At 77.1% G+C, this 1,556-nt stretch carries 2 protein-coding genes; both read left to right on the forward strand.

Annotated elements, in window-relative coordinates; all coding sequences use genetic code 11:
- Positions 1 to 810, forward strand: an 810-nt coding sequence (locus tag CS2_RS19255) for an ATP-binding cassette domain-containing protein (protein ID WP_070321018.1), incomplete at its 5' end; no start/stop codon positions are given.
- Positions 807 to 1,556: YhgE/Pip domain-containing protein (locus tag CS2_RS19260; protein ID WP_217997416.1), on the forward strand; the 750-nt coding region annotated here is incomplete at its 3' end. The genes CS2_RS19255 and CS2_RS19260, both read left to right, overlap by 4 nt.

Raw genomic sequence — 1,556 nt, forward strand, 5'->3', positions numbered from 1 at the left:
GACGCCTCACCGGCGCGGCTCGCGCTGCGCGACGTCCACGTGCGGGGCAGGCGCGCGCCCTTGCTGCACCTGGACGCGCTGAGCCTCGCGACCGGTGAGTGCGTGCTGGTCGCGGGCGAGCCCGGGCAGGGGCACACCGCCCTCGCGCTCGTCGCCACCGGACGCCTCGCACCTTTCACGGGCGTCGTCGAGCTCACGCGCGCCGACGGCACCACGACCTCGGACCCCGCGGTGCTGCGCGGTCTGTCGGCCGTGGTGGACCTGCCGGGCGTCACCGAGCCGGACGACACCCTGACGACGTCGACGGTCGTCGGCGAGGAGCTCGCGCTCGCGGGCGCGGCGGCGCGCCCGTCCCGCGTCCGGCGGTGGCTCGAGGCGCACGAGCTCACGTCCTACCGCGACGTCCGCATGGACGACCTGCCCGGACCCGTACGGACCGCGCTGCTGACGTCGCTCGCGATCGAGCGGCGCGGCGTCCGCTTCCTCGTCGTCAGCCTGCCCGACCGGCACGGGGGCGAGCCCGCCGCGTGGTGGGCGGTCGCGCAGGCGTGCGCGGCGCGCGGCTACGGCGTGCTCGTGCAGTGCTCGCGCTCCTCCGCGCGCGAGCTGGGCGCCGAGCTCGCGCCCGCGCGCGGCACGACCGGTCGCGCCACACCCGTCGAGTCCTTGCGCACCGGCACCGACCGTCTCGTCGCGGCGCCGGACGAGCCCGCCGCCGGCGAGCCGCGCTCACGGACCGACACCGACACCGACAGCGACACGCTGAGCGTCGACCGCGACGAGCGGCCCGCACCGGGCGGCACGCCGTGATCGCCGCGCGCCTCGCGCTGTCCGAGCTGCGTCGTCTCGCCGCCGGTACGCTGCCGCGGCTCGCGCTGCTCGCGCTCGTCGTCATCCCGTCGCTCTACGCGGGGCTGTACCTGTTCGCGAACGAGGACCCGTACGGCCGGCTCCACGACGTGCCCGCCGCGCTCGTCGTCGAGGACCGCGGCGCGACCGCCACGGACGCCGTCGACGGCCGCACGCGCGACGTCCGCTACGGGGACCAGGTCGCAGAGCGGCTCACCGGTGGAGAGGGCGGGTTCGGCTGGGTCCGCACCTCGCAGCGCGACGCCGAGGCCGGCGTGCGCTCCGGGCGCTACGACGCGGCGCTCGTCATCGGGCCCTCGTTCTCCGCCGACCTCGTGTCGGTCGCCGACTACCGGCCCCGGCAGGCGAGCCTCACGCTCCTGACGAACGACGCCAACAACTACCTCTCCACGACGATCGCCGACACGGTCGTGGGCGACGTGCGCGACGCGATCGCGACGCAGGTCGGCACGCAGGCCGCCGACGAGTTCCTGCAGGGTTTCGGGTCGATCCACACCGAGCTCGGCGCTGCCGTCCGGGGCGCCAGCGAGCTGGTCGACGGCGCGCAGCGGCTCGCGTCCGGCAGCACCGAGCTCGTCGAGGGCACCGGCCGTCTCGCGTCCGGTGCGGCGCAGGCCGCGGACGGCGCGGCGGCGCTGGCCGCGGGCACCCGCGCGCTGCCGTCGTCGGCGGGCCGGCTCGCCGAC

Origin of the sequence: Cellulomonas iranensis NBRC 101100 = JCM 18110 (assembly GCF_001552375.1) — a bacterium.
Classification (GTDB): domain Bacteria; phylum Actinomycetota; class Actinomycetes; order Actinomycetales; family Cellulomonadaceae; genus Cellulomonas; species Cellulomonas iranensis.